The sequence below is a fragment of the Stenotrophomonas sp. STEN029 genome (assembly GCF_056760015.1).
The window spans coordinates 22,989-48,336 of sequence record NZ_JBRREC010000016.1; the positions used below are offsets into that span (position 1 = coordinate 22,989).

The window sequence follows — 25,348 nt, forward strand, 5'->3', positions numbered from 1 at the left end:
ATTGTGGTCAGCTCAATCGTAGGAACGCGCGTGGCGAACGGCGATCTCATCGTACTGAGACCTGAAGGCATGTATTGCCCGGCAGGTGATTTCTACATTGATCCGTCCAGACCGGTCGGGTGTGCGGTCATTACGCATGGGCATGGCGATCATGCGCGGGCAGGCATGGGGTGCTATCACGTTGCCACCGCCGGTCTGCCTATCCTGGAGTGGCGCCTCGGTGTCCAGCACTACATCTGCCATGCCTACGGCGAGCCTTTCAGGTTGGGGGCGGCGACGGTGTCTCTGCACCCGGCAGGCCATGTACTGGGCTCTGCCCAGGTGCGGATCGAGGTGGACGGGCAGGTGTGGGTCGCTTCCGGTGACTACAAGCGTCAGCCGGATCCGACCTGCACGCCATTCGAACCGGTGCGCTGCGATACGTTCATCACCGAATGTACATTCGGCTTACCGATCTATCGCTGGCCTGAAACCTCAGCGGTTATCGCCGAGATCGCTGCGTGGCGCGATGAATGTGCCGAGCATGGCGAAGCGGCCATCCTTTACTGCTACGCCTTGGGCAAGGCGCAGCGGGTGCTTGCCGAGCTGCTGGCGATGGGTGAGACAGTCCCGGTCTGGCTGCACGGCGCAGTCGATGCGGGCGTGCAGGTTTATCGACGCGCCGGCGTTGCCATGATTGAGACCCAACGCGTGGCCGACGAAGCACGCGGAGCGGAGTTCGCCGGGCGTCTGGTCATCGCACCACCTTCAGCAGCAGGCAGCAGCTGGCTACGCCGTTTCCGCCGTGCCCAGCAGGGTTTCGCCTCAGGGTGGATGCAACTGCGCGGCAACCGCCGCCGTGGCAACTATGACCGCGGCTTCGTCCTGTCCGATCATGCAGATTGGCCTGGGCTGCTGCAGACCGTGCAGCAATCCGATGCGCGCCATGTGATTGCTACCCACGGCAGTACCGATGCCTTGGTTCGTGCGCTCAACGAAAAGGGACTGACGGCAACCACTTTTGCCCTGTCGCGGGGCGAGGAGGACTGATGCGCGCATTCGCTGCGTTGTATCAGCGACTGGACCGCAGTACCTCGCTGCTGGAGAAGCGCGCCGCATTGGTCGACTACTTCCGAGTTGCGCCGATTGGAGATGCGGTATGGGCGTTGTGGTTGTTGACCGGGGGAAAGGTCGGCGGGGCCAAAGCGCGTATCGCCAGCAGTGCCGAACTGCGGCAGTGGGTGGCGCAGGAGAGTGGGCTGCCGGATTGGCTGGTGGAAGCCAGTTATGAGCAGGTGGGTGATCTGGCGGAAACGCTGGCCTTGTTGCTGGATGATCCAGCTGCTGTAGCGGTGGAAATGGGGCTTGGGCAATGGATCCAACAGCGCCTCCTGCCGGCGGCCAACGCGCCGCCGGAACAGCGCCGGGCGGTAATCGTCGACGCATGGCGTCAGCTTCCGATGCGTGAACGGTTTGTCTTCAACAAGCTGCTGACCGGCGCGTTGCGGGTCGGGGTGTCACAGGGGTTGGTGCAGCAGGCGCTGGCGGAACTGACGGGGTTGGACGTTTCGTTGGTAGCGCAACGCATGCTCAGCTTCAGCTCGCCAACTGTGGGCTTCATGCAAGCGTTGCTCGCAGGCGGGCCACAGCCCGGTGATAGCGCTTTGCCATATCCCTTCTTCCTAGCCTCCGCCCTGGAGGGCGAACCCGACTCATTGGGAGCCACAGAAGATTGGTTGCTGGAGTGGAAGTGGGACGGGATCCGTGTACAGCTGATCCGCCGCGGTGGCGACATAGTGTTGTGGTCGCGCGGGGAGGAGCGCATGGACGGGCGATTCCCGGAAATCGAGTCGGACCTGGCGCGGCTCGGCCAGGATGCCGTCATTGACGGCGAGCTCCTGGCCTGGCGCGGCGATGAGGACAAACCGCTGCCATTCACGGCCTTGCAGACCCGCATACAGCGGCGCAAGCCCGAACCAAAGGTGCTTGCGCAGACACCGGTGCGGGTGATGGCCTACGACCTGCTGGAGCTGGATGGGCGGGATCTGCGTGAACTGGAACTGCAGCAGAGAAGGCAGTTGCTGGCCGAACTGCTGAGCAGACACGACTCGCCTCTGTTGCAACTCTCGCCGCAGATCCACGTTCAGGATTGGCATGCCGCCGCGCAGCTGCGCGATGAAGCGCGCCAGCGCGGAGTTGAAGGCTTCATGCTCAAGCGCCTGCAGTCGCCGTATCGACATGGGCGCAAACGCGGCGACTGGTGGAAATGGAAGGTGGATCCGCTAACCGTCGACGCGGTGATGCTTTACGCACAGAGCGGTCATGGGCGGCGCAGTACCTTGTACACCGACTACACCTTTGGCCTCTGGGATGGTGACAAGCTGGTACCGATTGCCAAGGCGTACTCAGGTTTGAGCGACAAGGAGATCCTTGAACTTGATCGTTGGATTCGAGCGCATACCACCGAGCGCTTTGGCCCGGTACGCGCGGTTGAACCGCTGCAGGTGTTCGAACTGGGCTTCGAGGCGGTCAATCTGTCGGCGCGGCACAAGTCTGGGGTGGCAGTTCGCTTTCCGCGCATCCTGCGCTGGCGCCGGGACAAGGCTGCCAACGAGGCCGACGTGCTTGAGAACCTGCGTGTGGTGGCGCAGTGAGCGCCGGCCGCGTTGTCGGGATAAAGCGTTTCGAACAGCCATTGACACAGTGGTTCGCGCTGCGTGGCTGGAAACCCGCCCCGTTCCAGCGGGAGGTCTGGCGGCGCTACCGGGAGGGTCAGTCTGGCCTGCTGGTGACGCCAACCGGCAGCGGCAAGACCCTGGCGATGATCGGTGGCCCCTTGCTGCAGGCGATGATGGAACTGCAGCCGGTTGAGGAGAGGCGGGCGCGACGTCCGCGCACTGCCCAGGCGCGCGTGCGGGTGTTGTGGATCACGCCGTTGCGGGCGCTGGCCAGTGACACGGTTCAGGCCCTGCGGCAGCCTATCGAGGGACTGGGCCTGCCGTGGACCGTAGCGATGCGTACTGGCGACGCCAGTGCCCGCGACAAACGCCTGGCACGGCAGGGGAAGGCGGATGTGCTGGTGATAACCCCCGAGTCGTTGGCGCTGCTGCTGAGCTATCCCGATACACTGGAACAGCTCGTCCATCTCCAGGCCATCGTTGTCGATGAATGGCACGCGTTGCTGGACAACAAGCGCGGCGTGCTGCTGCAGCTTTGTTTGGCAAGGCTGCGTGAACGGCGGCCTGGCGTGCGCATCTGGGGGCTGTCTGCGACGCTGGGCAATCTGGAACAGGCGCGGCAGGTGCTGCTTCCGCATCTGCCAGATGCCGCGTTGGTACGCGCTGCGGCGCCGCGGACCTTGCACATGAGAACCCTGCTGCCAACGCAGGGTGAACGCTTCCCGTGGGCAGGCCATCTAGGCCTGTCACAGGTGCAGGCGGTGGTGGAACAGATCGCGCAGGCGCGCACCACCTTGTTGTTCACCAACACCCGTGCCCAGGCAGAGCTGTGGTACGAGGCGCTGCGAGCGGTGTGGTTGGACGATGGCGAGGGGCTGGCGCTACACCACGGCTCGATGGATCCGAGCCTGCGCCAGCAGGTGGAGCAGGGCTTGCGGGAAGAGCGCGTCCGCTGCGTGGTAGCTACATCGAGCCTCGACCTTGGTGTTGATTTCCCCACGGTGGACCAGGTCATACAGCTTGGAAGTCCCAAGGGCATGGCACGGCTACTGCAGCGCGCTGGACGCTCACGGCACCGGCCGGCCGAGGCAGGGAGCATCGTCTGCGTGCCCACGCATGCGCTTGAACTGGCCGAGTTCGCGGCGGTGCGGCAGGCGCTGCGTGCAGGCGACGTGGAGTCGCGGCAGCCGTTGACATTGTCGCTGGATGTCCTGGCCCAACATTGCGTGACACTTGCGTTGGCGGGTGGCTTCGATTCTGACCAGTTACTGGCAGAGGTGCGCACAACACATGCTTTTGCCGACCTGTCATTGGATGACTGGACACAGGTGCTGCAGTTCATTACCCAAGGCGGCAACGCCTTGCAGCACTACCCTGAATACTGCCGCGTCATCCGCGATCTGGAGGGTGTCCATAGGGTGACTGATCGCCGTGTGGCCCTTCGCCACCGGCTTTCCATTGGCACGATCAGCAGTGATGGTGCGTTACTTGTACGCATGGCACGTGGTGGTGCACTCGGCAGCGTGGAAGAAAGCTTCCTGTCCCGTTTGCGGCCGGGTGATCTGTTCCAGTTTGCCGGTCGTACCTTGCGCCTGCTGCGCTTGCAGGACATGACCGCCTATGTGCGGCCAGCCAGGCAGAGCGGCGGCGTGGTCCCACGATGGCAGGGCGGGCGAATGCCGATGTCCACGGACCTGGCAGCATATGTGGCGGAGGTGCTTGCCAACCCGCCGATGACGCCCGAGCTGCGGGCCTTGCGCCCATTGCTGGCACTGCAGTCCAGACTGTCCGCAATGCCAGGCCACGGTCAATTACTGGCAGAGCAGGTCAGAACGCGGGAAGGTTTGAACCTGTTCCTGTATCCGTTCGCGGGCAGGGCCGTGCATGAGGGACTCGCAGCCGTGCTTGCTTTGCGCTGGAGCCGGCGAGTAGCAGCTACCTTTTCGTTTTCGTTAAACGATTATGGGCTGGTGGTGACAGCGAGTTCAGTCCAGGCGCTGGATGAAGCGGGCCTGGCCAATCTATTGAGCCCGGACGTGCTGCTGCAGGACCTGAGTGAGGCAGTGAACATGAGTGAAATGGCACGAAGGCAGTTCCGGGAAATTGCCCGGGTGGCGGGACTGTTACCACCGTCCATTCCGGGGCGCGCCCTGCGCAGCCTTCGCCAACTGCAGGCGTCGAGCAGCCTGCTTTACGACGTGCTCCGTCAATATGATCCCGGACACATACTGCTGCGTCAGGCCGAGCGCGAAGTATTGGAGCAGCAGTTGGAGGTGGCGATGTTGCAGCAGGTCGTGGCCGAGTGTAACGCCCGCAAGCTGCTGCTCACCCAACCACGCACGCTGACGCCCCTGTCTTTTCCGCTCTGGGCCGAATCCAGGCGTGGCAGTTTGAGCAGTGAGGATTGGAAACAGCGGGTCCGCCGCGCAGCGCAGTTGCTGGAAGCGCGGCATGGTTGAACGCCTGCAAATGGTGCTATCAGGCGAGGCGGTTACGCTGTTGGCGGACCGCGCGCTTTATTGGCCAGCTCGACAACGGCTGATCGTAGCCGACCTGCATCTTGGCAAGGGTGCGGTGATGCGGCGGGCCGGAATCGCCGTGCCCAGCGGCGGTACCCGCCGTGACCTTGCGCGTCTGACCGCGTTGCTGGACGCTACCAGGGCGGACTCGCTGTGGGTACTGGGTGATTTTCTACATGCTGCACGCTCGGAGGGCAGCGACGCGGCCTGGCAGCAGTTCCGTCAGGCGCACTCGCAGCTGGCAATGGCTGTCGTGCCCGGCAACCATGATCGTGCCCTGGATGCCGACGCTGCGGATGTGGAGCTGATTCCCGACGGGACCAGCGATGGTCCTTTCAATTTCCGCCACGCGCCTGGGGAGCCGGACGGGGCGTCTGGTTACACGCTTTGCGGCCATCTGCACCCGGTGTTCAAATTGCCAGCGATGCGTGCGCATCCGCTGTTCTGGATCGGTGATCGATGTACCGTCCTGCCAGCATTCTCGCTGTTCACTGGCGGATTGCGGGTCGACCGCCGCCAGGTGCTGGGCAGCGTGCTTTGCAACGGACGGGATCTTCTGAAGCTGGAGTAACCGTGTTGGCCAGAGCACTGATCTCGATCACATGGCAGCGGCCGACTTGCCGTTTGTTCAAGTCTCCATCGAAGCAACTCTCGTTCGCCGCTGAGCACCTTCGCTTGACACGGGGAATCTTGAAAGAGATCACACATCGAGGGTTTTTCCAGCCATTTTTGCTCGACCTTCACATGCGCGATCCTATATACGACCAGCCGGAAAACAGGGGCAACATCAGGAGACTAGGCTGTGAAAAGCATGAAACTCTATCTGGAAGGACCAGGGCGAGAGAGGCGTCCTGTCAAGGTCGTTTCGACAGAGAGAAAAAGCTTGAGAACCATGCTGGATGTACCAGGCAGGCGCGCAGTGGCCGCCGGCTTGGGTCGCATGGTCGAGGTGAATACCTTGATGGACGACGAGGGAAACCTTGCACAGCAGATTGATAGCGAGGGCTTCAGATACAGGTTCAATGGATCTGAATTGCCTTGGTCATTGATCGTCGGTTGATTCTGGCGGGCCCCGGGAGGGGCCCGCTCTTCCTGTTCAGACCGTCACGGCCACAACAGGGCAGGGACCAGCACCTCTCACACATGATGGGGCTGAATTTCCTTTCTTGACTGCGCGACGGCACCGCAAGGGCGCGCCGCCGAATCCTGCAGCCGCGTAGCCCATGCTTGATGATTGCGTGCAGGAATAGCGTGTGGTTCCAGTCTACGCAGGGCCGCTCGTGGTCGCGTTGCATTCACACATGATCACGCTTCGCTATCGCTGCCGCCCTTACAAAAGCACGCTCATCCTCAGGAGAACCATCATGGCCAGAAAAACAGATAGCGCACAGGTCACCGAGTTGCTGTTGCAGGCACTGGAGACGGAGCGCGGCGGTCAGAAAATCTATGCAGCCGCCCTGCGCGCGGTGCAGAACGACGATCTGCGTGGAGAATGGGAGGGCTATCTCGAAGAGACACGCGGACACGAAGAGATACTCACCCGCGTTTTCGAGCAACTCGGCCTCGATACCGAGACGGACAGTCCCGGCCGACAGGTGGTGGCCCATCATGGTAAATCGCTGGTAGCGGCCATCCAGATGGCAATCAAGAACGACACCCCGACCGCTGCGGAACTGGTTGCAGCCGAGTGTGTCGTACTGGCCGAAACCAAGGATCACCAGAACTGGGAGTTGATCGGCAAGGTTGCCGAACAGGGTGGGCCGTCAGCGAAAATACTCAAGCAGGCATATGACGCCGTTGAAAAACAGGAAGACCACCACCTGTATCACACAACAGGTTGGGCCAGGGAACTTTGGCTGCAGAGTCTCGGAATCCCTGCGGTTCTGCCTCCACCGGAGGAACAGAAGGACGTGGAGACGGCGATCGGTGCCGCGCGCGCCGAGAAAGCACGCAAGGACTATCTCTGAGCCAAGCTTCAGGGGATGAGGTAGATGAATCCCGACGTTCCCCGAGTGGAGCTTCTGCCTGAATAGCTGATGGTGGGGCAGCCCGTCGCCATGCCGTGCCCCCGGGACCATGAGCCACGCTGGCGTGGGCCGCAATTCCGGCACACGCCAGTTCCATCAGTCCGGAGCTTTGGCAGGAACGAAGGGAGACACCGGGTCGCTGGCCGGGAACGTCTCTTCCAGCGCTTCATCATGATTTGAACTTTCATGTTCTTTGCGCTTGCGACGCTCATGGCTTGATTCAGGGCAGTCACGCTCCTCGGAAGGCTCTGGCGGGTCCTTGCGGTCTCGTATCATTTTGATGGCTCCTGGCGTTGAAAGGTGCCTGCAATGACACTGCGTTGCTGGCAACACGGAATCTGGTCCAAGTGCCGCTAGCAGCGCGTGGAGAACTGGCAGGGCGTTGTGAAGAGAGCGCTCATTGACCGCGACCTGCCTTTATTCAGGATTAGCATCTGCACGGGTAGGGTTGCTGCAAGGTCGAAGAGAGGACAAGGCGATGGCGCGCACGGCACCTCGGGTTCATACCGCACAAGCAGATATAGAACAGTTCAAGGCCCTGCAGTTGCTGCTGGATGCGGAGTTGGTCGTCGAGCTCCGCATGAAGGACGGAAGCGTGTTGAGGGGCACAGTAACGGAACGACCCGCGGTGCAGCAGTTTCGCGACCCCGATGAACAGGAAGGAACGAACGGCCAGGTTCCGCTTGACGTGCCCGGTGAAGGCGTAAAGTTGCTTTGGCTGGATGAGATTGAGTACGTGACGCGCTTGGGAAGCAACTGATCATTGGCAGGCATCGGCGTAGCGCGCTGGCCGAAAACGCCACGCTTGATCTCAACCAAGCTGTCCGTTGGACCGACAATACTGAACTCGAGCGTACGCATGGAGACTGCTGGGAGCGTTTGGCGAGGCTTTCGCGCCTCACTGCCTGAATAGTGCGCCGAAGCTTGGGCCTGACAGATGGGAGCCATCACTGCTCGGGAGAGCTGGCGCGCCTGCGTTTGCTGCGTGAGACCCATTGGCCCGCCAGCGCGGTAAGCAACAGACAGCTGTTGGTGACAACGAATATCATGTTCCCTACCAGGGCCGAGTAAATAACAAACAGCGTCGAAGCTGCCGCCTGGCCAACGAACAGCCAGGTAGAGATTGTCTCTGGGTGTTCGGCATTGGCCTGTTTGACGATCTGCCTGATCAAGGTGGCCAGCAGGATCACCGAGGCTGCCCAACCAACGCTTTCCGTCAGCAGCTCTTTGTCCATGATCCGTTTAGACAAAGAGCGCCGTTTCGGTGACGCCGAGCTGCACTGCAAGCCTGGCCAACTCATTGGCAGCGGCAGCCCCGTCACCTTGCTGCGAGACGGTATCCAGTATGTCGCGATAGGCCTCCCAGAATTCAGGCCCGCTTCCATGCTGTTTGTACGATGCATCCAGACGCATCCACTGCTCGGTTGAAAGTACCTGCGCGCCGAGTCCCATGATCAAACTGCCTGGATGATCGATGCCAATGCTGCGCCGAATACGAAACACAACAGTGCGGTTCTTCGCGGAAGGTTCCGTGCAGCGATCATGGTGCTGGCTCCGTTGGGGTTTACCAGCATGCTGCCAAGCGCGGAGTTAAGCGATCGTCCCCGACTGCCCCCGTTTTGCGAAGGCTTCTTCACACCTCGCGGCCGCCCCAAAGACGTGGCGAAGACTAACGCTGGAACTTCAGCGCAGGCTGTTGACCCATTCCATCTCCCCTGGCGTCGGCTGGTCACGTCGTCCTCAAGGTACACGTAGACGCGGTTGCAGCGGCGGCGGAGAACTAATGCCAAGACTGGGCAAGGCATGCGCGGGTTCTTGTTCTGGCTGGATGAAGTTCACTTGTCCGTACGGCTCCTGCGCGATGTTGTGCCATGAGGAACATGCGGCTTGCCGTTTCCCGGCCGGCTGCAGAAAAAGTCAAAACAACGCGAAAGCCACTGTGACGAAACGCCCGGTCCGTCCGGGCCGAGTATGGATAGCGGCACAGGTCCGGCCATCTTGATCGAGCGACGGAGACACGTGCGACAAAGGCGGTGGCATGAGGTCCGGGAACAAGGCAACGCAATTTGGCTGAAAGGCAGTCATCGTGCAGATACCTGATTTCACACCACCATAGCCACTCCTAGACTCGACGCTGACATTGAAGGCGTAGATTGACCATCAAAGCATCCATCCAACCTGGATCGGAGACCGTCTGGAGCGCTCCATGAGCGATGACAAAGACCTCTTTGCCCCATCAGCTGGTGGCAGACCCGCCCCAATCAAGTTGGTGGGGTCGAGTCGGGGCGTAGCACCCCGGATCCAGGCTGGAAATGGCTGTGTCGATTTGTGGAGGTACCGAGACCCGGTACTGCTGCAGTGCAGCGTTGCCGGCGCGAAGTGGGCGTCAAGATGAGCTTGATCGACTACCGTCGCAAACGCCGCTTCGAACATACGCGTGAACCTGAACCGGGCAAGTCGTTGCCAAAGGGACGACGTGCAATCTTCGTCGTGCAGCTGCACCACGCGAGTCGACGTCATTACGACTTCCGCCTGCAGGTTGGGGACACGCTGAAGAGCTGGGCGGTGCCCAAGGGGCCCAGCTACGATCCCTCGGTGAAAAGAATGGCGGTCGAGGTGGAAGACCATCCCGTCGCCTATGCAGATTTCGAGGGGGAAATCGCCAAGGGCCAGTATGGCGGCGGGCATGTGGCGCAGTTTGACCATGGCATCTGGGTAACCGAAGGCGACCCAGAGACGCAGTTGGCCAAGGGACATCTGCGGTTTGAACTGTTTGGCAACAAGTTGAAAGGCGGCTGGCACCTTGTGCGCTCGGGCAAGCCTGCGCGTCAACCGCAATGGTTGTTGTTCAAGGATCGTGATGCGTTTGCCGGTGATCTGGAAGCCGACGACCTGCTGGCCGATGTGACACCGGCGCCGGAAAGCGACAAACAACGCGCCGGCCGCGGCAAGACCGAAAAGAAGCGGATGGTGACCGTGCCAGTGAAGTCGGGTCGGCGCAAGGATTGGTCGAAACGTGCATTGTCCTTGGAGGGCGCTCGCAAGGGCAGGGTGCCGACAGGACCTTTCCAACCGCAACTGGCAAAGCTGGGCCAGACTCCGCCCAAGGGGGAGCTGTGGCTGCACGAGCTCAAGTGGGATGGTTATCGAATCTTGGTCACTGTGGCAGACGGCACGGTACGTCTTTGGTCACGCAATGCCCTGGAATGGACAGCTCGACTGCCCGAGATCCGTGAGGCACTGGAAGGACTGCGGCTTGATTCGGCATCACTGGATGGCGAGCTCATCGCAGGACGGGGGTCACAAGAGGATTTCAACCTGCTGCAGGCGACCCTCTCAGGAGAGCGGCAAGGCCGGCTGACCCTGATGCTATTTGATCTACTGCACCTGCAAGGCATAGATGTCGCCAACGTGCCGCTGATCGAACGCAAAGAACTTTTGCAGGATCTGCTGAAGGGCGCATCGCCGCTTCTCGCGTTCAGCGCGCATGTGGACACGGATGGCGAGACGGCGTTCCGGGTGGCGTCAGAACAGCACTATGAAGGGGTGATATCCAAGCGTTTGGATCAGCCCTATCACCCAGGTCGCAGCGACGATTGGCGCAAGACCAAGCAACTTGCATCGGATGAGTTCGCCGTGGTGGGTTTCACCGCGCCGAAGGGAGCGCGCACTGGTTTTGGCTCCCTGCTGTTGGCCAGCCCGGATGCCAGTCACGGCTGGCGTTATGCCGGCAGAGTAGGCACCGGGTTCGACGATGCGCTGCTGAAGCAACTGATGCGCAGACTCCGTGGTGGTGGCAGCAAACCGACTGTCCATATCGGGACCACCGAAACCGACCTGCGCACGGCCAAGTGGTTTGCCCCGCGCTTTGTGGTCGAGGTGTTCTACCGCGGAAGGGGAGGCCAGACCTTGCTGCGGCAACCTTCGTTGAAGGCCCTGCGGCTGGACAAGAACGTGAACGATCTCCTCGACAGTGATCGAATGCCCATGACTCGAAAGAAAACGACTGGAGCCAAGCGCAGCAAACCTGCGACGAAGGCTGCGAAAGCCATGCTACCAACGCTGTCCAGCCCCACCAAGCGACTGTTTCCAGCCGACAACATCAGCAAGCAGGACGTCTGGGACTACTATCTGGCAATTGCCGATCATCTGCTGCCGGAAATCGTCGGGCGCCCGTTGTCGGTGATCCGCTGCCCGGCAGGCATTGAACGCCAGTGCTTCTTCCAGAAACACATGACTGCCGGCATCGAGCGTGTATCCAGCGTCAAGCTCAAGGAAGAGTCGGGATCACAGGCCGACTATCTGGTAGTCGAGGATCTTGCCGGCTTGATGGAGCTGGTCCAGTTCAACGCGTTGGAGTTCCACCCCTGGGGAGCGAAGGCCGACACACCGGATATCGCCGACAGAGTGGTGTTCGACTTGGATCCGGGGCCCGATGTGCCATTCGCTGAAGTCAAACGCGCTGCCGCAGACATACGCAAGCTGTTGCTTGGCATTGAACTGGAATCCTTTCTGCGCGTATCCGGTGGCAAAGGCCTGCATGTAGTGGTCCCGCTCGCACCGGGGTGTGATTGGGCGTTGACCAAGCGCTTCGCGCACAGCTTCGCTGATGCATTGGCCCAGTCTCAGCCGGACCGGTTCCTGGCCAGCGCCACCAAGAGCCGCCGAAATCGTCGCATCTTCATCGATTACCTGCGCAACGGACGGGGTGCAACCGCGGTAGCTTCCTATTCGATGCGGGCGCGTCCCGGTGCGCCGGTGGCGCTGCCTCTTGCATGGAGTGACCTGGCGAAGCTGCAAAGGGCCGATGCGTTCACTATCAAGGACGTGCCGGCGAAGCTGAAGCGGCGCAGGAAAAATCCATGGGCCGACATGGATTCGCTGAAACAAAACCTGTCGCGCTGGGCCAATGACACATAGCCGTAGCCACCTGTGCGAAGGCCTTGGCCCGTCCATCTGCCGCAAAGAACACAGAGACTACAGCCGCTGCACACGAAAGCGCAGCACCTTCTATGCGAGGAAATCACGATGACGAAAACCACGCCCACCGCCGGACCAAAAAAGCAGAAGACGCGGGCCGACGGAACCCCGGGTACCGATGCAGCACGCGAGCAGGACATGAAGGAGCAGGCCGACCAGAACAAGCAGGAGGAGAAGCTGCGACAATCCAAGCAGATCGACAAGGGGCCATCAGCATGCAATGCGGAGGGGCGTCGATAGGTACACCTGCAAGCTTCATGTGTGCTTTCGGTGCCGCTGGATAGCGGGGCATCGATGAAGCAGCCCGGGACGGTAAGCTTTACCTCGGCATAGGCAGAGGCACCACGTAGTCCAGACTCGGCCGGCTTCACGGAAGGCTGACCTGGCCTGCGGTTAGCTTGTTCAATTCTCAAGTGGGCTACTCCTCATGGTCACGCATTGGAGTCGCAAACGAATGCTCTGGACGGTCCTGATCACCACCCTGGTCACGCTGCTGGTAACCGTGGTGGCGATGAACTTCAAGACATCGGACAAGAAGCTCGAGCGCAGGATCGAACACCTCTATGCAGCGGATACACCGCAGTTCCGCAGGGAGATGGCGGTGCTGCTTGGGCCCGGAATGGTGCCAGGCAACCGCGTGACCGGATTGCAGAACGGTGATGCGATATTCCCCGCCATGCTAGAGGCCATCCATTCGGCGCAAAAGACGATCACTTTCGAAACCTACATCTACTGGTCAGGACAGATTGGCCAGGAATTTGCAGACGCGCTTGCCGAGCGTGCCCGGGCTGGGGTGCAGGTAAAAGTGATGGTGGACTGGATGGGCAGCCTGAAAATGGAGCGCAGCCTGATTGACCAGATCCGGAACGCCGGCGCGGAGGTGCATCAATACCGTCCACTCAAGTGGTACAACCTGGGCCGTCTCAACAATCGCACGCACCGAAAGCTGTTGGTCATCGATGGCCGTGTAGGGTTTACCGGTGGAGTAGGGGTGGCCGACCAATGGAGCGGGCATGCCCAGGACAGCGAGCACTGGCGCGACATGCATTTCAAGATCGAGGGCCCGGTTGTGGCCCAGGTGCAAGCAGCCTTCAACGACAACTGGATAAAGACCACCGGTGAGGTACTCAATGGCGTGGAGTACTTCCCGCAAATCGCGCCTGTTGGCCAGATGGATGCTCACATGTTCGTGGCATCACCGTCTGGTGGTAGCGAAAGCATGCATCTGATGTACCTGATGGCCATCGCGGCAGCCGAACGCAGTATCGACCTGCAAGCCGCCTATTTCGTGCCCGACGAGCTCATCATCAAGGCGCTTGTCACTGCACGGAATCGTGGGGTCCGGGTTCGCGTTACGGTGCCCGGTAAGCACATCGACTCCGAGACGGTTCGCTTGGCCTCCAAAGCGCATTGGGGGGAGTTGTTGCTGGCTGGCGTTGAGATCTACGAATACCAGCCAACGATGATGCACAACAAGTTGCTGATCGTGGACGGGATAATGAGCTCCGTGGGTTCCACGAACTTCGACGTACGAAGCTTTCGGCTCAACGATGAAGCCAGCCTCAATGTCTACGATGCAGCGTTCGCCGCGCAGATGACCGAGGTGTTCGAGGCGGACCTGCAGCCGACGATCAAGTACACCCATGCGATGTGGGAGCAGCGGCCTTTGAAGGAGAAGATGATCGAGAAGTTCATTCTTCCGATCAAATCGCAGCTGTGATGAGTGAACTGCTGCGATTTCTCTTCACATTGCATGACTGCAGGCTAACGTTGACGGACGCAAGGTGGGTGCTGCGACATCCCCATCGCGCCGTTACATGAGGTGAGTTGTGAGCACCCCCACGCCAACCGATCCGAATGCGCCTCGTGAGCCGGGAACTCCTGATCCGATGCAGGATCCTAGGAATCCTGATCGCCCGAATCCTGAGCTGCCGGGCAACGGCAATCCCGACTTGCCACCCGTTGATCCAGAGAGAGGGCCACCAGTCCCGGATCATCCGGACAAAGACAGCGCAATTTGAATCCCATCCCGGGACGCTCGCCAACTGATGCCTAGAAGGTCGAACAATGTCTGAATCCAAGAAGTCTGCTGCCAAATCACCTACCGCAACAACGTCCAGAACGCCGCCCAAAAAGCAGGCTACGAAGCGTGGCGAGGATGGAGACGCCCAGCGGACGGCGACGAGGCAGCGCAATCTTCAGAGTCGGGCAAAAAAGCGCGATGCCGTCGCCGGAAAGCCAGAAAAGCCTGCGCCGGTCCAGGCAGGAACGCGCAGGCAACCAGCTCGTATGCCCGCCCAGAGCATCCGCAAGCCAGGTGCCGAAAGCGAGCTTGATCTGGCCCCACGCTACATGGCGCCCGACTATGAGGGCAGCGGCAAGTTGCGGGGTCTGCGGGCGATCATCACCGGTGCTGACTCGGGCATAGGCAGAGCCGTGGCGGTTCTTTTTGCGCGAGAGGGCGCCGATGTCGCCGTGTTGTATCTCAGCGAGCATGAGGATGCGAAACTCACCTGCCGCAAGATAGAGCACGAGGGCACGCGGAGCCTGGCCATCAGCGGTGATGTGGGTGATCCCTCGTTCTGCGACAAGGCGGTGAAGAAAGTCGTCAAGACGTTCGGTGGCATCGATATCCTGGTCAACAATGCCGCGTTCCAGCTGCATTGCCATCGCCTGGAAGATCTCCTGGATGAGCATCTCCAGGAAACGCTGCAGACCAACATCGCCGGCTACATCCAGATGGCGCGGGCGGTGCTGCCCCACATGGAGGAAGGTGGCAGCATCATCAATACCGGCTCGGAAACCGGTATCTTCGGCAGCCCGTCGCTGATTGACTATTCCGCGACAAAGGGGGCGATTCACGCCTTCACCAAGGCACTGGCAACTCAGCTTCTGCCGCGCGGAATCCGTGTGAACTGCATTGCTCCAGGTCCCGTATGGACGCCGCTCAACCCAGCGGATAAGGCAGCGGATGATGTAGCTGAATTCGGCGCTGACAGCGACATGAAGCGGCCCGCCCAGCCTGAGGAACTGTCACCAGCCTACGTATTTATGGCCTCTCCGGTCACCGCAAGCTACATCAATGGCGTTGTTCTGCCTGTAATGGGTGGGCCGCATGGCTGATTTTTATTCTGATGCTAGGAAAACCATGCAGTTGCAGTTTGTCGATGGTACTGATCCCGCTGGGAAGTCTGATCCAGCGCGACTGCGCTGCTTGGCCCAGCCATTCGGTCACAACTGGGAGAACGGACGTTCATGCAGATTCAACAATACGAAGAGCGACTTCGAGTTGCCATGCTGCAAAGTGATGTAGCAGCATTGGACGAGCTGATTGACGATGATCTGCTGTTCGTCGGGCTTGGCGGCGAAATCCACACGAAGGAAGATGATCTCCAACTGCATCGTTCGGGTGCGCAGCGGATGTCTCACGCCGACTGGTTGGCTGTCGAGGTGCGCCACTATGGCGCGGTGTGCATCACTGTCGTGACTGCGCAGCTTTCTGGCACGTTCGTGGCCGAGCCCTTCTCTGGGCAGTTCCGTTATATCCGCACCTGGGCTGAGCGTGAGGGCGCCTGGCGTGTGGTTGCAGGAAGCGTGTCGGTAATTGCTGCTGACAACCTTCAACACGTGAACGCTGATGTGTCCACATCGATTGCCTGATTTGGTCAACGATGATTCGCGGAGCAGCGTGATCGCTTACCAAGCCTCGCAGCGGACTATCAAGGATCCAGATGGCAACACCGTTTATGGCAGATCCAGCCTGCGTGTACGCAGGGGAACATTGCAGATGCTGTCAGAAACGGTGAGCAAAGCCACCTCCAGTAAGGCGATGGCTTACGACCGGCTGCTGCGTGGTCGCTATGCCCTGCTGGCATCGTGACGAAACTAGGACGTCAACGCTGGTGTGGATTCTAACGGTAACAAGCACACGGGAGTAATTGAACAATTATGGCAGTTGGTTGGCCGCTTCTATCCGATAGCGGACCTTCCCGTTGGGATGACAACTCACGGCCAAAAGTAGACATCGAGCAATAACGTGATTTCGATCAGAAAGCTCAGTTTTCCCACGCTTCCCTTGGTCATAGTGCGGCTAGCTCTTACTCCTGTTGATGGATCTCGAGGCAATCGAACCCCTATCGCTCGGGTTTCAGATAGACCAAGTTCCGAGAAGATGATCTAAGACCTTAGAAGGTGATGTGGAGACAAGACTTAACATGTGGCTCAGGTAAACCTCCGTACCGTCTAAAAAGCAGGGGCAGGACGCAAGGGAGAAGGGAATGGGATACAGCGCACAGTACCTGTCGAGCGATGAGTGGATGAAGTTGCACGCAGCCTACAAAGTTTATGGAAACGGGCCTGGCTTCTGGCAGGTGTACCAAGAGCTGCAGGTTGCAGCGCAGAAGCGCACTGGCGATTCGTGCGTCAAGGTTGCCAACGAGATGGCCCGGATTGGCGAGCGCTTGGGCGTCACGGCGCAAGCGATCTTCGTGTAAAAGCGCGAGGGTCTTAGGTCTTCACGTGGGTTTCATGCTGGTCGGAAAAGAATCCTGGTCCCGTGCCCCAACGCGGGAGCCCACATACCCAACCAATATGGAGGCAGCCATGGGATCAGTAGCGATGTATTTGGAAGGCCCCGGCCAAGAACGTCGCCCCGTAAAGCTGTTGTCTACTCGCACGATGCCAGTCAAGCCCGGCCTGAGCGACGGCAGACGAATCACGCATCGGAGTAGTGGAGAAATCGAAGTGCGCACGCTGATTGATGACGAAGGGAAGATCGCCAATCAAATCGATTTCGACGGTTTCAAATTTAAGTATCGCGAGTCCGAGATCCAGTGGAGTCTCCTGTTCGGCTAAAAGCCAAAGAGCCCGGCCTTTGGCCGGGCTCTTTGCTTGAGTGAATGCTCACTCTTCCTCGTCGTTTTCTTGACCTGGCGCCTTTTTCCGCTGCTGCCCCTGATCCCCCTGACCGGGCTGCTTCTGGTTCTGGCCAGGGTTGTTCTTCTCGCCGAAGTTGCGTTGATCGTTTTGGCTTTGATCGCGTTGATTGTTCATGACCGTCTCCAGTCCATTACGGCCAGTTGCCGTGTGCACAGACTGACGGGAGCTGCGTTTCCTGTGCGTGCCGACTCGTCAAGTTGTTGGAGACATATCTGACTGTGCACCCGTGCATGTCAAAGTGACGATATAGATCTTCTCATGGGTGATCCGCCCACTGGAATCATCTTTGCCTAGATCAGCTATCCGTGAGGCGAGCCATGCACGTAAAAGATCTCTTCAACTCAGTTGCGAGCAAAGCCGCTCGCGCCGCCGGCTCCCTCGGCGCGTTCGTCGCGGCGCTCATCGTGATCGCCATATGGGTGTTAACCGGCCCCATCTTCGGCTTCAACGACACATGGCAGCTGGTCATCAACACCGGGACCACAATCATCACTTTCTTGATGGTTTTTCTCATTCAACACACGCAGAACGTCGATTCGGCCGCGCTACAGATAAAGCTCGACGAACTGATAAGGGCAACAACCGACGCGAACAACGAGTTGCTTAATCTCGAAGAAATGGACGATGAGCAGCTTGAAGAGATCAGGCGTCGCTATGAGGCCCTTGCGAAGACAGCAGCAAAGGCTCAGGGAAAGAGAAGAAAGTGCGCTCCTGGTCAAACCCTGTCTGATCAGTGACAGAACAAGAATTGAATCTTGCCTATGCTGACGTTGTTCATAGAACGGATTCCGCTTGCCCGAGAAAATCACCTACGGCGCTTGGAGTTCCGACTTGGTCGAGAACCGCAAGCGCTTGGTGCGAGCCAAGACAGGCCTACTTTTGTTTGATGAATAGCACCCTGAATAATTGAAACTGAGCGCATCTTCTAGTAGGAGGTGCTACAGCCGGATCGGCACCTTCCCGGCATCAAAATTTTTCTTTTCTGAATGATTTAACAGAGACATGTTGGCACCAACGGCATGTCCGAGTTGCTACCCTCGCGAGCGGATTTATCGGCGTGCACGCCAATCATAGGCCTGCTGTGTGCGGCAGGCGTTCCTCTTTCACGCTGCACCGCTTCGCGCTGCTTAATTCAGACGCTGAGGGGCAAAGAAATGTCGTTATCGCTGAAAACCCCTAAAATCAGTCGCCCACAACGTTTGCAAGCACGTTGAACTATTGGGCGGCTGACTACTTTCGGGTTTCTTTGCAGATGTAGAGATCCATGTCGGCGTCGTACTTGCATTCTGAACCGCATTCGTAGCTGCCGAATTCGTCAGCCTTCGTGAGCGCTTGGTGCTGCCTGAGCGAATTTATCGCTGCGGACTGACAGTCCTCGAAGGTCGAGTAAGTGCCTTGAATTGCCTTTCTGGCATCCTCGGCATCCAGCGACTTGCCGGGCGGGTAAACGAATGCGGTCCAGTGATCGGGCTTCCAGAAGCAGCCGGTCAACGCCAGGCTCCCTACCAGTACAGTGAGAACAACCCTGTCCATGCTCACAAAAAAGCCCTGTCCCCGCGGAGTTGGCAGGATAGCAGGGCTTCTGAGGGGGCGCCTCCGGATGCTTGGGCTGTCTCCGCAATTTGGGTTCGTCGTCGGTCAGACGGACGGCGATAGTCGGTAACCACGATTTCTATTTGCGGCCGAGAACTGGCAACCATGCTGGCGGGTGTTGAGAATGCTGGGTCCATTCTTTTTGTCGCGACATGGACGTGTCCGATGCGCCCCACACAACCACTATCAAGGAGTGATCGCCATGGGTTCCCCCAGTCTTTTTGCATTGACCGTTTTTATCCTGTGGGCATTGTTGTTGATCGCCTTGATGGAGGTCGTCCGTTCAAAGCTAATCCTGCAGAAGGCCGTCGCGCCGAATGAGTTCCGGCCTGACAACGCGAACCTTTCACCTTTCATGCAGCGGCTTGCGCGCGCCCACGCCAACTGCATCGAGAACATTCCGGTACTGGGCGGCCTGCTGCTAATTGCTATCGTCAGCGATCGGGAGCATGTGACCGATCCGCTCGCTTATGTGCTGCTGGGTGCGCGTGTGACCCAAACGCTCATCCATCTAGCTTCTGGTTCGTCATTGGCGGTTTCGTTGCGCGCCACCGCCTTCCTTGTGCAACTGGCAATTGGCCTCTACTGGGCATTCAAGCTGCTTACCGCATTCTGATCAAGCGGAACCAAGTCAACTCGCCACGTATCAGCTGCCTCCTGTCCCTAATGGCAGGGGGATAGCAGGGCTTTGGAAGGGGTGACTGGGGGTCAGATGGCCGGATCTTAGCACCAGTTGAAACGGCCCCTTAGGCAGCTACGGTGGGGAAGGAGGGGTTCCGCTGGACTGGGTATGCTCCTTCTCGGCCTTTAGGACCTGCAGCTCAAGGAGCCGGTCATGCAGAGGCTGGATCTTGGCCCATCGGGTAAAACCACGTATCGCCAAAGCTACGCCAATGCCAATCATCAGGGAGAGAACGGTTAGATAGATCATCCGGTTCTCAACGGCTATCGTGATTCGCTTCTGGAGGAGCACGTAGAGGCCCTTCTTTGATTCCTCGTGAAAGGTATCAGCCATGAGGGTTGTCCAGATGGGCATTCCCTCCTTCGGCGAGGGCGCTTGTTCCCTTATTAGTTCGTAGTTCCGCTCGGCAATTGTGACCAACTCCGCATTGGTTGTCGCATAGGCCAAGTAGAGCCCAGCGAACCCCGAAACGATAAGTACCAGACCGAACAATGCTAGGAATTTGTACAGGTTGTCGGTTGGAATCGGGATATTCGGCTGCATCCGTGCTGCTCCTGGTTACTTGCGGGGATTTCTATTGGAAGCTGATTGCCTGCTCCCGGTTAAATCCCTGCTATCCGTATCTTGGGGCTGAGGATTGCAGGGCTTAGTGGCTTCACCTGTGTTGCGCTATCGGCAAATGCCGGCTGCCGAACTGACGGCATTCTGGTAGTCATCGGCCGCATATCGAACAGATCGAGCCTGCCGGCTGCAATCGTCACCAAGATCTCCCCATGACGCGCATTTGGCCAAGTTGTTTGCAGCCGCGGCCAGTTCACGGGCTTTCTCTTCGGCGGTTTGGCATTCGGACGCCGCGTAGGTATGTTCAGACGGAGTGAGTGCAAACGCGGGGCTCGGTACGTAGGCGGGCAAGCCTTCCCATGCCGCGGAAATTGCACCAACCCATTGAGGGGACGGAAGCGTGTTTTGGATCTCCTGAACGCGGCCTTGAATTAGCGCGAACTTCCTATCGAACTGCGGATCGGACGCGCGAAGTCGCTGGCCAAGCTCCTGAACAGCGATTAGAGCTGACTCTCTTTCGGCCACGTTCTCCGAACGCATTGTGGCGGCCATCTGCTCTCCAATAGGAATCCCGGAAGGGTTCAAAGAGGTGGATTGCTGATTTCCGTAGCTGCGCCATGCAGACGAGGGGCCTGTAGGCCTAGCGGGTAGCGTTGAAGCCGGAGCCACATAGGCTGGTGTGTCGTAGCTAATCTGCTGGGACAAACTGCCGAGGCTGTAAGGGTTAACCCTCCCAGGCTTGCCGGTGTAAGGGTTGTAGTTTCCGCGCGTCGAATAGTTGTCCGACCTGCTCGAATTCGGAGCTGAGCGATAATGCGGCGCCACGTATGTGCCGTCCTTTCGCGTGTAACCCCTAACGCGGACGCCGCGAGCCTCGGCAACGGACACGAAAAGCAAAGCGCAAAGCGCCAGAAGCACGGCAATAGCTTTCATCCGAGTAGCCCCCTATCCCTGATGGCGGGAGAATAGCAGGGCTCCGCTGAATTCCGTAAACGCTTTTACGCGCCTCACCAACCCCTTGGCAGAGCTCCAGGGCATTGATGCGTACTGGAGGAGCAAGGGAACCAAGACGTCCGAGGAGGAACGCATCTATCGGGTGGTCTCAGGGGCTCTCGATGAAGCGATAGAGGCTTGGAGCAACTTGGCGCTCACGGATGACATCAGGTGGGCTGGCCTGCAGTTCCTAGATGCCACGCTTCAAGGCGAGTTCCAGATTGCGATCCACACCCACGTGCTCAAGGGGAATGCCGGTGCGGCGGCGTCCCCTGGATTTTTGCCTAGGACCAATCTGCTGCATAGCAGCCTTTGCTGAACTTCCGCCTTCCGCCTTCCGCCTAAAGCTGTCGTCAGGAAGGCTGCACCGAAGGGCTGCTCCTGGCTGGAAGTCGACATCGGCGGGGTAGGGGATTAGGGATGTTTATCGGGGGTAGGGTGGATGTCCGCTTCTGGCCGAAAGCGGACATCCTCGCGGCTCAATCCCCAGCTTCTTGCCTACGGTGCCTGCTGATCAATCCGCGACACCACAGGTGCGATCACCACTGCAGCAACTGCTATCCAGAGCGTCAACATCGTCGAGCCTGTCACCACCATGCCCGCCACGGCAGTTCCGGCAGACCCCGCTGCGATCTTCAACGCGCCAATCCATAGATACACCTGGCCCTTGCCCTGTTCGGGTGCATATTCGGTACGCGCTGCCAACGTGGCGGCGAAGAAATAGGCGTTGATGCACCCCGTGACGAAGTGCGCTGCCAGGGCGAAACGGAAGTTTCCGCTGGTTGCAACAAGCGCCAGGGCCAATGCAAGGAAGCCTGCGTACCAGGCCATGGCCTGGTCGGGCGTCAGGCGGATCGGCCGTGCCATGACGCCGGCAGAGCCGGCCAGATTTCCGATCCCGTACACGGCGGTCAGTAGGGCCGCACTGGCTGCAGAAACGCCAAGCACGGGGGCCAGATAGACCGCGACCACCGGCAACGCGGCCACTCCGAAGGCCACCAGCATGGTCATGTAGGCTGTCCGCCGCAGGCGGCTTTCCGTCGCCATTAGGGTGAAAACGCGCAGCGCACTGGGTACCTGATGCGGGTCCCCTCCATGAGAGGGCGGCGCCTTCGGCAGCATCAGCGTGAACACGGTTGACGCTGCAGCGGCAACCGCAATGGCCGCTGCCCCCCAGACTGCCCCGAAAGTTCCTGCCAGTCCGGCGACCACCGATGGGCCGATCGTCCCTCCCAAGCCATAGGTCGCAACATCCCAGCCGTGGGCACGGCGCTGACTCGTCCGGTCTGGGAGGGTCAGGTAGGGGAGACGGCTGCTCAGTCCGCCCGTAAGCAAGGGGCCACAGGCTCCCGCCACCATCAAGAGCCCACCGACGACCGCATGGGGGAGGTGGCCGAAGCCAAGAATCGCGCCAGTGAAGACCAACGCGAACAGCCCGCAAGCGGCCGCGATGAAGTGGCGCGGATCATCGGAGGTGTCGATGCGACGAGCGACGAAGGGCCCGAGCAGATGCGGTGCTGTCACGCACGCTGCCATGGCTCCGGCCAGCGCACCGCTGCCACCGGAGAGCGTGACCAGCAGAACGACAGCCACGACCACGCCGCCATCAGCCGACCGGGCAAGGATTGCCGCTACAACATAGGTGGCCAGCCCCCAGGCTGAGCGAGGGGCATCAGCGGCGCCACTGCTCTGCATGGGCTCAGGCCAAGCCTGTTGAGGCAAGCACTGATGCCAACTCAGCTCGGTCGTCGCCGGCTAGTGTCTGCAGTGGGCGGGGCAGATTGGCGTCGTTGCAGAGCCCCAACAACGCGGCGGCGGTTGCCACCACGCGGATGCTGCCGCCGTGCTTGTCAAATAGCGCCCACAGGGGTTGCAGCCGGTCAGAGTATTCCTGTGCATCCTGCGCTCGACCTGCCAGGGACATCCGTGTGATCTGCAGGGCGACTTCGGGGAACAGGCCGCCAATGACCGAGTACCAGACTTCACAACCAGCATTTAGGCCGCGGGCCGCCACCGAATCACCGCTGATGCCGATGGTGACGTGGGGCGGCACCTTGGCGCGCAGGCTGGCCACACGAGCATCCGCCTCGGCCAGGGTGGCAGGAACGCCGGGGATCTTGATGGACGCGATGTTGGGCAGCGCTGCGATCCGGCCATGCAACGCATCGGAGAACGTGAAGTGCGTGGTGCCGGGATTGTCGTACACGCAGATGGGGGTGCTCACTGCGCTGCAGACAGTTTCGTACATGCTGAAGACTTCGTCATCGTGCAGCGGCTGGTATGACACTGGCGCGAGCAGAAGACCAGCAGCACCGGCCTGCTCGGCATCCAACGCTAGCTCCAGGACATCCCGGGTGCGCAGCGCGCCAACACCGGCGATCACGGGAACACCGCCCGAACAATCAACGGCTTCGCGAAGGATGGCTTTACGCTCCGCCTTGTCCAAGTAGGCATAGCTTCCCGTTGAACCAAGAATCCCCAAGGAATCTACTCCGCCCGCGACAAGCCGATCGACCAGCACACGGAATGCTGCGATGTCGACATGCTCGTCTTTGAATGGCGTAAGAGGGAAGGCACTAAGGCCACTGAACATGAGTCACTCCTCGGTTGTAAGGGCTTGCAAGAAGGGTGCTTATGACGCGTGGAGCATCGTGGTCAGCAGCATCGGCGGGATGGCAATGCCCTGTCTGGCCAAGTGGGTGCCGGAAACCGCGATGTGGTATAGCCCATGGGTGCTCAGATGCAGGAACATCTGGCTCCTCGTCATCCTCCCATCTGCGCCATCGGTGAACTGGAAGCTTATGGAACCTTTCGCCGCATGAGGAGGTAGCTGCTCACTCAACGCGATGAGTGAGTCATCCAGGTGAAGCATGCGTTCGCTGAGATCATTCGCATCTGGAATCTCATCACTGACCGTGGAAGAAAATCCGTGGGCTTTGCCTATGAGATGACAATGGAATATCTGGTCCACGATGTGGATGTGGTTGAGCCAGTAGAGAAGCTCCCGCTGGAGCTCGGGCTTTTCTACCAAAATGGCTGACGCTGCGAGCTGAAGGTACGCAGCATCGACCCATCGTTTGTGGCGCATCAGCTCGGCAAGATCATTCATTCGGTAGTCCTTGCGCCAACGAATTCGACGCCTTTACGTCATAGGTAAATGATAGGCCGACGCATTGTGGCACCGGAGGTACATAAGAATTTTTTCCGCTCGAAATCTTTACTTAAGGCGTTTGATTTTGTTCCGGGTCACTTGTTACGGTGCCGCGCTTCCAACGTGTCCCTGCAGCCATGTCCCTTATCTCTCCATCGCTGAGTCCGAGCATCGCCACGATAGCGCCTGGCTTCAGAGCGCTGAGCATCCACGTATCTGCACGCCCGGTTCGGGCGCCGGACATCGCCGTCGAAGCCACAGAGCGCGCGCTTGCAGCATTGAAGGCAGGCGCTCCTTGGTGGGCGGACGCGCACCTGGATGCGTGGGCACGCGTCTTCCGCAACTTTGGCGCGAAGCCGCAGCGCACACCTTGTTCTGCTGATGCGCTGAGAAAGCGGGCGCAGCGTGATGGCGCATTGCCTCAGATTGATCCGATCGTCGATCTCTACAACGCGATCAGCATGCAGTTCGCGGTGCCTGTTGGTGGTGAGAACCTAGATGCCTACCAAGGCTCACCCCGTCTGGTGATCGCCGACGGCAACGAAACCTTTGACAGCATGAAGAACGGAGAGCCCACCTTCGAATCGCCCGACGAGGGAGAGGTCGTGTGGCGCGATGACCTAGGCGTAACCTGCCGCCGATGGAATTGGCGCCAGGGAGTCCGTACGCGACTGGACCAGCATGCGGCGCGAATGTGGTTCATTCTTGAGTCGCTGCCTGAGATGCCCATCGAGGCGCTGCATGAGGCTGGCGATACGCTTGAACGTGACATCCTGCGCATGATGCCCGGCTCGCTGCTGCAGTCGGAAATGCTGAGGACCTGATCCGGCGCGGCAGCCGTGGTCAGCGGTAACTGGAGGACGACCTCCCCCTTGTCGGGAATCATGCCTGGACGACCTGGCGACACAAAGAGGTTGCGCCATGGCGTGGTTGTATCTACTGGTTGCCGGTTTGCTGGAAGTTGTCTGGGCGGTGGCGATGAAGCAGTCTGATGGCTTCAGTCGGCTAATACCCTCCGTTGTTACAGTCGTGGGGATGATCCTGAGCTTCTGGCTGCTGTCCACGGCGATGAAGTCCTTGCCACTCGGCACGGCTTATACGATCTGGACGGGAATCGGCGCCGTTGGGGCGTTCGTGCTCGGCATCGTGGCCTTCGGTGAGCAGATTACGGCAGGGCGTGTGACTGCTGCCGTTCTGATCGTCAGCGGACTGGTCCTGATGAAGCTGGCTTCTCCTTCGGCCTGATA

Annotated in this window: 28 protein-coding genes; 19 read left to right on the top strand and 9 right to left on the bottom strand. The window is 59.7% G+C overall.

Features of this window, described 5'->3' with window-relative positions; translation table 11 throughout:
* Window positions 1–3 precede the first annotated feature (3 nt).
* The 7 genes from ACVOLI_RS05520 to ACVOLI_RS05550 all read left to right on the top strand — a co-directional run bounded on the left by ACVOLI_RS05520 (window position 4) and on the right by ACVOLI_RS05550 (window position 7,963).
* A complete protein-coding gene (locus ACVOLI_RS05520; protein ID WP_481533839.1) occupies window positions 4–1,029 on the top strand; it encodes a ligase-associated DNA damage response exonuclease in 1,026 nt (341 codons plus the stop codon).
* Window positions 1,029–2,633: an ATP-dependent DNA ligase gene (locus ACVOLI_RS05525; RefSeq protein ID WP_481533840.1), complete on the top strand. Its 1,605-nt coding sequence runs from the start codon at window positions 1,029–1,031 to the stop codon at window positions 2,631–2,633. Before ACVOLI_RS05520 ends, ACVOLI_RS05525 begins: the two co-directional genes overlap by 1 nt.
* 20 nt (window positions 2,634–2,653) lie before the next feature.
* Complete coding sequence (locus tag ACVOLI_RS05530; RefSeq protein WP_481533876.1) at window positions 2,654–5,116, top strand: ligase-associated DNA damage response DEXH box helicase; 2,463 nt, start codon at window positions 2,654–2,656, stop codon at window positions 5,114–5,116.
* Window positions 5,109–5,747, top strand: a complete 639-nt coding sequence (gene pdeM, locus ACVOLI_RS05535) for a ligase-associated DNA damage response endonuclease PdeM (RefSeq protein ID WP_481533841.1) — start codon at window positions 5,109–5,111, stop codon at window positions 5,745–5,747. The genes ACVOLI_RS05530 and pdeM overlap by 8 nt, the downstream gene beginning before the upstream one ends.
* Before the next feature lie 240 nt (window positions 5,748–5,987).
* Window positions 5,988–6,236 carry a hypothetical protein gene (locus ACVOLI_RS05540; protein ID WP_313493416.1) on the top strand — a complete coding sequence of 83 codons (249 nt, stop codon included), beginning with the start codon at window positions 5,988–5,990 and terminating at the stop codon, window positions 6,234–6,236.
* Between the two features lie 241 nt (window positions 6,237–6,477).
* On the top strand, window positions 6,478–7,143 hold the full coding sequence (locus ACVOLI_RS05545; RefSeq protein WP_313174030.1) for a hypothetical protein: 666 nt from the start codon (window positions 6,478–6,480) through the stop codon (window positions 7,141–7,143).
* 538 nt (window positions 7,144–7,681) lie between these two features.
* Window positions 7,682–7,963 (top strand): DUF3247 family protein, encoded by a 282-nt coding sequence (locus ACVOLI_RS05550; RefSeq protein ID WP_481533842.1) that lies wholly within the window; start codon window positions 7,682–7,684, stop codon window positions 7,961–7,963.
* A 187-nt stretch (window positions 7,964–8,150) separates the two neighbouring features.
* On the opposite strand, the gene ACVOLI_RS05555 is transcribed toward ACVOLI_RS05550, so the two are convergent.
* The gene (locus tag ACVOLI_RS05555) at window positions 8,151–8,438 is read right to left on the bottom strand and encodes a hypothetical protein (RefSeq protein WP_481533843.1); all 288 of its coding nucleotides are present in this window, start codon (window positions 8,436–8,438) and stop codon (window positions 8,151–8,153) included.
* 7 nt (window positions 8,439–8,445) lie between these two features.
* A complete protein-coding gene (locus ACVOLI_RS05560; RefSeq protein WP_313174026.1) occupies window positions 8,446–8,706 on the bottom strand; it encodes a hypothetical protein in 261 nt (86 codons plus the stop codon).
* 888 nt (window positions 8,707–9,594) lie between these two features.
* Between ACVOLI_RS05560 and ligD the strand changes: the two genes are divergently transcribed.
* The 8 genes from ligD (at window position 9,595) to ACVOLI_RS05600 (ending at window position 17,037) form a co-directional block, all read left to right on the top strand.
* On the top strand, window positions 9,595–12,123 hold the full coding sequence (gene ligD / locus ACVOLI_RS05565; protein ID WP_481533844.1) for a DNA ligase D: 2,529 nt from the start codon (window positions 9,595–9,597) through the stop codon (window positions 12,121–12,123).
* Window positions 12,124–12,231: 108 nt separating this feature from the next.
* Window positions 12,232–12,423 (top strand): hypothetical protein, encoded by a 192-nt coding sequence (locus ACVOLI_RS05570; protein WP_481533845.1) that lies wholly within the window; start codon window positions 12,232–12,234, stop codon window positions 12,421–12,423.
* Window positions 12,424–12,637: 214 nt separating this feature from the next.
* A complete protein-coding gene (locus ACVOLI_RS05575; protein WP_481533846.1) occupies window positions 12,638–13,903 on the top strand; it encodes a phospholipase D-like domain-containing protein in 1,266 nt (421 codons plus the stop codon).
* A 347-nt stretch (window positions 13,904–14,250) separates the two neighbouring features.
* A complete protein-coding gene (locus ACVOLI_RS05580; protein WP_481533847.1) occupies window positions 14,251–15,306 on the top strand; it encodes an SDR family oxidoreductase in 1,056 nt (351 codons plus the stop codon).
* Window positions 15,307–15,438: 132 nt separating this feature from the next.
* A complete protein-coding gene (locus ACVOLI_RS05585; protein ID WP_481533848.1) occupies window positions 15,439–15,843 on the top strand; it encodes a nuclear transport factor 2 family protein in 405 nt (134 codons plus the stop codon).
* Window positions 15,844–15,871: 28 nt separating this feature from the next.
* The gene (locus ACVOLI_RS05590; protein WP_481533849.1) at window positions 15,872–16,063 is read left to right on the top strand and encodes a DUF3182 family protein; all 192 of its coding nucleotides are present in this window, start codon (window positions 15,872–15,874) and stop codon (window positions 16,061–16,063) included.
* A 397-nt stretch (window positions 16,064–16,460) separates the two neighbouring features.
* A complete protein-coding gene (locus ACVOLI_RS05595) occupies window positions 16,461–16,676 on the top strand; it encodes a hypothetical protein (protein WP_481533850.1) in 216 nt (71 codons plus the stop codon).
* Between the two features lie 109 nt (window positions 16,677–16,785).
* On the top strand, window positions 16,786–17,037 hold the full coding sequence (locus ACVOLI_RS05600; RefSeq protein WP_303748431.1) for a hypothetical protein: 252 nt from the start codon (window positions 16,786–16,788) through the stop codon (window positions 17,035–17,037).
* A 48-nt stretch (window positions 17,038–17,085) separates the two neighbouring features.
* On the opposite strand, the gene ACVOLI_RS05605 is transcribed toward ACVOLI_RS05600, so the two are convergent.
* Complete coding sequence (locus ACVOLI_RS05605; protein ID WP_481533851.1) at window positions 17,086–17,235, bottom strand: hypothetical protein; 150 nt, start codon at window positions 17,233–17,235, stop codon at window positions 17,086–17,088.
* A gap of 203 nt (window positions 17,236–17,438) precedes the next feature.
* Between ACVOLI_RS05605 and ACVOLI_RS05610 the strand changes: the two genes are divergently transcribed.
* On the top strand, window positions 17,439–17,858 hold the full coding sequence (locus ACVOLI_RS05610) for a low affinity iron permease family protein (RefSeq protein ID WP_481533852.1): 420 nt from the start codon (window positions 17,439–17,441) through the stop codon (window positions 17,856–17,858).
* Window positions 17,859–18,351: 493 nt separating this feature from the next.
* On the opposite strand, the gene ACVOLI_RS05615 is transcribed toward ACVOLI_RS05610, so the two are convergent.
* Window positions 18,352–18,654 (bottom strand): hypothetical protein, encoded by a 303-nt coding sequence (locus tag ACVOLI_RS05615; RefSeq protein ID WP_481533853.1) that lies wholly within the window; start codon window positions 18,652–18,654, stop codon window positions 18,352–18,354.
* Window positions 18,655–18,916: 262 nt separating this feature from the next.
* Here ACVOLI_RS05615 and ACVOLI_RS05620 point away from each other — a divergent pair, with 262 nt between their 5' ends.
* Entirely contained in the window at window positions 18,917–19,330 is a 414-nt protein-coding gene (locus tag ACVOLI_RS05620) for an MAPEG family protein (protein ID WP_481533854.1), read from the top strand.
* Window positions 19,331–19,468: 138 nt separating this feature from the next.
* Here ACVOLI_RS05620 and ACVOLI_RS05625 read toward each other — a convergent pair whose 3' ends face one another.
* The 5 genes from ACVOLI_RS05625 to ACVOLI_RS05645 all read right to left on the bottom strand — a co-directional run bounded on the left by ACVOLI_RS05625 (window position 19,469) and on the right by ACVOLI_RS05645 (window position 24,059).
* A complete protein-coding gene (locus ACVOLI_RS05625) occupies window positions 19,469–19,939 on the bottom strand; it encodes a hypothetical protein (protein ID WP_481533855.1) in 471 nt (156 codons plus the stop codon).
* A 126-nt stretch (window positions 19,940–20,065) separates the two neighbouring features.
* Window positions 20,066–20,890 (bottom strand): hypothetical protein, encoded by an 825-nt coding sequence (locus ACVOLI_RS05630; RefSeq protein ID WP_481533856.1) that lies wholly within the window; start codon window positions 20,888–20,890, stop codon window positions 20,066–20,068.
* A gap of 558 nt (window positions 20,891–21,448) precedes the next feature.
* Window positions 21,449–22,543, bottom strand: a complete 1,095-nt coding sequence (locus tag ACVOLI_RS05635; protein WP_481533857.1) for an MFS transporter — start codon at window positions 22,541–22,543, stop codon at window positions 21,449–21,451.
* Between the two features lie 106 nt (window positions 22,544–22,649).
* Window positions 22,650–23,543 (bottom strand): dihydrodipicolinate synthase family protein, encoded by an 894-nt coding sequence (locus ACVOLI_RS05640; protein ID WP_481533858.1) that lies wholly within the window; start codon window positions 23,541–23,543, stop codon window positions 22,650–22,652.
* 39 nt (window positions 23,544–23,582) lie between these two features.
* On the bottom strand, window positions 23,583–24,059 hold the full coding sequence (locus tag ACVOLI_RS05645; RefSeq protein ID WP_481533859.1) for a DinB family protein: 477 nt from the start codon (window positions 24,057–24,059) through the stop codon (window positions 23,583–23,585).
* Between the two features lie 179 nt (window positions 24,060–24,238).
* Here ACVOLI_RS05645 and ACVOLI_RS05650 point away from each other — a divergent pair, with 179 nt between their 5' ends.
* The gene (locus tag ACVOLI_RS05650) at window positions 24,239–24,925 is read left to right on the top strand and encodes a B3/B4 domain-containing protein (RefSeq protein ID WP_481533860.1); all 687 of its coding nucleotides are present in this window, start codon (window positions 24,239–24,241) and stop codon (window positions 24,923–24,925) included.
* 97 nt (window positions 24,926–25,022) lie between these two features.
* Complete coding sequence (locus ACVOLI_RS05655) at window positions 25,023–25,346, top strand: DMT family transporter (RefSeq protein WP_481533861.1); 324 nt, start codon at window positions 25,023–25,025, stop codon at window positions 25,344–25,346.
* The last annotated feature ends 2 nt before the right edge of the window (window positions 25,347–25,348 follow it).

What these genes read in the sequence shown, in the direction of transcription:
- ACVOLI_RS05525 (WP_481533840.1), top strand. Translation starts at nt 1,029, where the DNA reads ATGCGCGCATTCGCTGCGTTGTATCAGCGACTGGACCGCAGTACCTCG.
- pdeM (WP_481533841.1), top strand. Translation starts at nt 5,109, where the DNA reads ATGGTTGAACGCCTGCAAATGGTGCTATCAGGCGAGGCGGTTACGCTG.
- ACVOLI_RS05540 (WP_313493416.1), top strand. Translation starts at nt 5,988, where the DNA reads ATGAAACTCTATCTGGAAGGACCAGGGCGAGAGAGGCGTCCTGTCAAG.
- ACVOLI_RS05545 (WP_313174030.1), top strand. Translation starts at nt 6,478, where the DNA reads ATGATCACGCTTCGCTATCGCTGCCGCCCTTACAAAAGCACGCTCATC.
- ACVOLI_RS05550 (WP_481533842.1), top strand. Translation starts at nt 7,682, where the DNA reads ATGGCGCGCACGGCACCTCGGGTTCATACCGCACAAGCAGATATAGAA.
- ACVOLI_RS05555 (WP_481533843.1), bottom strand. Translation starts at nt 8,438, where the DNA reads ATGGACAAAGAGCTGCTGACGGAAAGCGTTGGTTGGGCAGCCTCGGTG.
- ligD (WP_481533844.1), top strand. Translation starts at nt 9,595, where the DNA reads ATGAGCTTGATCGACTACCGTCGCAAACGCCGCTTCGAACATACGCGT.
- ACVOLI_RS05570 (WP_481533845.1), top strand. Translation starts at nt 12,232, where the DNA reads ATGACGAAAACCACGCCCACCGCCGGACCAAAAAAGCAGAAGACGCGG.
- ACVOLI_RS05575 (WP_481533846.1), top strand. Translation starts at nt 12,638, where the DNA reads ATGCTCTGGACGGTCCTGATCACCACCCTGGTCACGCTGCTGGTAACC.
- ACVOLI_RS05580 (WP_481533847.1), top strand. Translation starts at nt 14,251, where the DNA reads ATGTCTGAATCCAAGAAGTCTGCTGCCAAATCACCTACCGCAACAACG.
- ACVOLI_RS05585 (WP_481533848.1), top strand. Translation starts at nt 15,439, where the DNA reads ATGCAGATTCAACAATACGAAGAGCGACTTCGAGTTGCCATGCTGCAA.
- ACVOLI_RS05595 (WP_481533850.1), top strand. Translation starts at nt 16,461, where the DNA reads ATGGGATACAGCGCACAGTACCTGTCGAGCGATGAGTGGATGAAGTTG.
- ACVOLI_RS05600 (WP_303748431.1), top strand. Translation starts at nt 16,786, where the DNA reads ATGGGATCAGTAGCGATGTATTTGGAAGGCCCCGGCCAAGAACGTCGC.
- ACVOLI_RS05605 (WP_481533851.1), bottom strand. Translation starts at nt 17,235, where the DNA reads ATGAACAATCAACGCGATCAAAGCCAAAACGATCAACGCAACTTCGGC.
- ACVOLI_RS05610 (WP_481533852.1), top strand. Translation starts at nt 17,439, where the DNA reads ATGCACGTAAAAGATCTCTTCAACTCAGTTGCGAGCAAAGCCGCTCGC.
- ACVOLI_RS05615 (WP_481533853.1), bottom strand. Translation starts at nt 18,654, where the DNA reads ATGGACAGGGTTGTTCTCACTGTACTGGTAGGGAGCCTGGCGTTGACC.
- ACVOLI_RS05620 (WP_481533854.1), top strand. Translation starts at nt 18,917, where the DNA reads ATGGGTTCCCCCAGTCTTTTTGCATTGACCGTTTTTATCCTGTGGGCA.
- ACVOLI_RS05625 (WP_481533855.1), bottom strand. Translation starts at nt 19,939, where the DNA reads ATGCAGCCGAATATCCCGATTCCAACCGACAACCTGTACAAATTCCTA.
- ACVOLI_RS05630 (WP_481533856.1), bottom strand. Translation starts at nt 20,890, where the DNA reads ATGAAAGCTATTGCCGTGCTTCTGGCGCTTTGCGCTTTGCTTTTCGTG.
- ACVOLI_RS05640 (WP_481533858.1), bottom strand. Translation starts at nt 23,543, where the DNA reads ATGTTCAGTGGCCTTAGTGCCTTCCCTCTTACGCCATTCAAAGACGAG.
- ACVOLI_RS05645 (WP_481533859.1), bottom strand. Translation starts at nt 24,059, where the DNA reads ATGAATGATCTTGCCGAGCTGATGCGCCACAAACGATGGGTCGATGCT.
- ACVOLI_RS05650 (WP_481533860.1), top strand. Translation starts at nt 24,239, where the DNA reads ATGTCCCTTATCTCTCCATCGCTGAGTCCGAGCATCGCCACGATAGCG.
- ACVOLI_RS05655 (WP_481533861.1), top strand. Translation starts at nt 25,023, where the DNA reads ATGGCGTGGTTGTATCTACTGGTTGCCGGTTTGCTGGAAGTTGTCTGG.